This is a genomic window from Accumulibacter sp., assembly GCF_023806565.1.
Classification (GTDB): Bacteria; Pseudomonadota; Gammaproteobacteria; order Burkholderiales; family Rhodocyclaceae; genus Accumulibacter.
The window spans coordinates 1-3,662 of the sequence record NZ_JAMTDV010000074.1 but is presented as its reverse complement, the minus strand read 5'-3'; the positions used below and the strand labels follow the sequence as shown (position 1 = coordinate 3,662).

Annotated in this window: 2 protein-coding genes and 1 pseudogene; 1 reads left to right on the top strand and 2 read right to left on the bottom strand. The window is 62.8% G+C overall.

Annotated elements, in window-relative coordinates:
* Window positions 1–177: 177 nt before the first annotated feature.
* The gene (locus NFV80_RS08885; RefSeq protein WP_295328479.1) at window positions 178–2,352 is read right to left on the bottom strand and encodes a YgiQ family radical SAM protein; all 2,175 of its coding nucleotides are present in this window, start codon (window positions 2,350–2,352) and stop codon (window positions 178–180) included.
* 133 nt (window positions 2,353–2,485) lie between these two features.
* On the opposite strand from NFV80_RS08885, the gene NFV80_RS08880 reads away from it, so the two are divergent.
* A complete protein-coding gene (locus NFV80_RS08880; protein WP_295328481.1) occupies window positions 2,486–3,319 on the top strand; it encodes an alpha/beta hydrolase in 834 nt (277 codons plus the stop codon).
* On the opposite strand, the pseudogene NFV80_RS08875 reads toward NFV80_RS08880, so the two are convergent.
* Window positions 3,303–3,566: pseudogene (locus NFV80_RS08875) on the bottom strand (peptide-methionine (S)-S-oxide reductase); the annotation flags it as partial. The gene NFV80_RS08880 and the pseudogene NFV80_RS08875 overlap by 17 nt on opposite strands.
* Window positions 3,567–3,662: the final 96 nt, after the last annotated feature.

The window sequence follows — 3,662 nt, the reverse complement described above, 5'->3', positions numbered from 1 at the left end:
GCAAGCCTAGCGTGACCAAGAACCGAGACCAATTCTATTGCCGTGCAAGTCGCTCTAGCAACTTGCGCGTCACACTCCCCGCGTGTCGTGCTCGTCCGTGGGCAGGAAAAACTCTTGCTCACTTCTACGCGGCGCTGAGCGCAAGGACTCCTCCACGCTGAGCCCGCTTGGGACGCCCTATGAAGAGCGGCGTTCAGCCACTTTGTCTTGGATCGAGCGTCGTGGAGCCTGCGCGCGTCCGGACGGTACGCCACGCCCACCGGTCGCCGGTGGCTGAAAGGCCGGAACCAGGTGTTTCAGGCCGTTGCCGATCAGATCGGCACGGCCCATCGCCCGCAGCGCTTCGCGCAGCAGTGGCCAGTTCTCGGGATCGTGATAGCGCAGAAAGGCCTTGTGCAGCCGGCGCTGTCGGGCCCCTCGTACGGCGTCGACCGGCTCGGACTCGCGGCTGACCTTTTTCAGCGGGTTTTTCCGGCTGTGATACATCGCCGTGGCGATCGCCATCGGCGTTGGCAGGAAGGTCTGCACCTGATCGAGACGGAAACGGTTGCGTTTCAGCCAGAGCGCCAGATGCAGCATGTCCTGATCGGTGGTTCCCGGATGCGCGGCGATGAAGTAGGGAATCAGGTATTGTTCCTTGCCGGCCTCTTTCGAGAATTTCTCGAACATCGCCTTGAACTGGTCATACGAACTCATTCCCGGCTTCATCATGTGCGCCAGCGGTCCTTCCTCGGTGTGCTCGGGGGCTATCTTGAGATAGCCGCCGACGTGGTGCGTCACCAGTTCCCTGACGTATTGCGGATCGCGCACCGCCAGGTCGTAGCGCAATCCCGAGCCGATCAGCACTTTCTTCACGCCGGGCAGCGCCCGCGCCTTGCGATAAAGCCGGACGAGCGGCGTGTGGTCGGTGACGAGGTTGCTGCAGATGCCGGGGAAGACGCACGACAGGCGACGACAGGCGGACTCGATTTTCCGGTCCCGGCACGCCAGGCGATACATGTTGGCGGTGGGTCCGCCGAGGTCGGAGATGACGCCGGTGAATCCGGGCGCCTTGTCGCGAATCTCCTCGATTTCGTGGAGGATCGATTGCTCGGAGCGGCTCTGGATGATGCGCCCCTCGTGCTCGGTGATCGAGCAGAAGGTGCAGCCGCCGAAGCAGCCGCGCATGATGTTGATCGAGAAGCGGATCATTTCGAAAGCTGGAATCTTCGCGTCGCCGTAGGCGGGGTGTGGCCGGCGCTGGAATGGCGCGGCGAAGACGCCGTCGATTTCGGGCGTCGATAACGGGATCGGCGGCGGATTCAGCCAGACGTCGCGCTCGCCGTGCGCCTGGATCAGCGCCCGCGCATTGCCCGGATTCGACTCGAGGTGAAAGGTGCGCGAGGCGTGCGCGTAGAGCACCGGATCGGCAGCGACCTGTTCGTACGATGGGAGGCGAATCGCGGTGCGCGCGCGATCGGGTTTCGCCGCCAACCGGATCACCTGCGTCCGATCGGATCGGTCGTCATGTTCGGCTTGCGTCGGCCCCGCCATGCAGGGGGCCTCCCGGTCGCTCGCCGGCACCGTGGCATAGGGATCGGCATGGCGAGTCAGGCGACCCGGCGTGTCGACCTCGGTCGAATCGATCTCGCTCCAGTTGTCGCCGGGCCGCCAACCGCGCGGCACCAGAAAGGCTGTGCCGCGGAGATCACGAATGCTGTCGATCGGTTCGCCGGCGGCGAGACGATGCGCCAGCTCGACGATCGCTCGCTCGGCGCTGCCATAAATCAACAGGTCGGCTTTCGCATCGGGCAACACCGACCGCCGCACCTTGTCCGACCAGTAATCATAATGGGCAATTCGGCGCAGGCTGGCTTCGATCGATCCGATGACCACGTTGCTTCCGGGAAATGCTTCCCGGCAGCGCTGCGCATAGACGACGACCGCCCGATCGGGCCGCCTGTTGGGCTCGCCATTCGGCGTGTAGGCATCGTCGGAGCGGGGCTTGCGATCGGCCGTATAACGATTGACCATCGAATCCATGTTGCCGGCGGTCACTCCGAAAAACAGATTCGGCCTGCCGAGCGCGCGAAAGGATGCGGCCGACCGCCAGTCCGGCTGGCTGATGATGCCGACGCGAAAGCCCTGCGCCTCGAGCAGGCGCCCGATCAGCGCCATGCCGAAACTCGGATGATCGATGTAGGCGTCGCCGGTGACCAGAATGATGTCGCACGAATCCCAGCCAAGCGTCGCCATCTCGGCGCGCGACATCGGCAAAAACGGGGCAGTCCCGAAGCGACAGGCCCAGTACTTGCGGTACGAAAAAAGGCCTCTCGGAGAGCTGCCGAAAACAGGGGAACCAAGCACTTTCATGGGGCGGGCATCCTACAGGAAGCGGACGGGGATCCCCCGAACGCGCATTCTTTCGACGCGTCGCTAGACGCCGAGTGTATAGTACTGGATCAGTACTTCTGAGAAAGCGATCCTCTTTCGCTGCTTCGATTCGATGACGCATTTCTTTGCCGATGATGGCGAAAAGATCCATGTGCACGTTTCCGGCGACGGTGCACCGATCCTCATGCTGCACGGCTGGACGGCCAGCCACCGGGAATGGTCTCCCTTTCTTGACCAACTGACAGCGCATCACCGCGTATTCCGATGGGATGCTCGCGGCCATGGCGGACATCGCCTGACCCGCGACACCGCTCCGACGGTCCAGCGCATGGCACAGGACCTGCACAATCTGATCGAGCACTTCGACCTCAATCAACTCGTCGCCGTTGGCCACTCGATGGGTGCCCTGACCCTGTGGCAGTACATCGAGGACCGTGGCTGCCGAAGCTTGCGCAAGGTCTGCTTCCTGGATCAGTCGCCCAAACTGCTGACCGACGCGGAATGGATGAACGGCATCTACGGCGATTTCGATCGCGAGCGTTCCGCCGCCTTTCTGCGCCACCTGGAGAGCGACTTCGCCGAGTCCGTTCTCCTGCTCGGCGCGATGGGCCTCAACGAACGCGCCCGGGACAAATATCAGCAAGGATCAAGGGGCCTGGACAAGGCTCGGCAATGGCTGAAAGAGCAGGATCCTGCGCCTCTGATCGCCTGCTGGGAGAGCCTGACCGAAGCCGACTATCGAGATACCCTCGAACGGATCGACATTCCTGCGCTGCTGGTGTACGGCGGGGCCAGCAATTACTACCGGAGCGACACCGCCCACTACGTCCAGAACAGGATCGCCAACGCGGTGCTGCACATTTACGAAGGTACCGACCACTCACCCCACCAGTGGGAGCGGGATCGCTTCGTCCGCGACCTGCGGGAATTCATTGACTCGCCTTGAGTCGACCGGCAAAACGCTGGCGAAACTTCGCCAACTTTGGACTGACGACCGCCTGGCAATGGTCCTGCTCGGGATTCTTGCGAAAATACTGCTGATGATACGATTCCGCTGCGAAAAACCGCGGCGCCGGCAGTACTTCGGTAACGATCGTTGCTGGCCACAGATCCGCCTTGCCGAGTTCAGTGATCAACTCCGCGGCGACCTGCGCCTGCTCTGCGCTGTGCCAGAAAATGACCGAGCGATACTGGGTGCCAACGTCGTTACCCTGCCGGTCACGCGTCGTCGGATCATGCGAACGGAATGCGAGCCGTCGTCAGTCACCACCAGCCTGGGCGCGACGAAG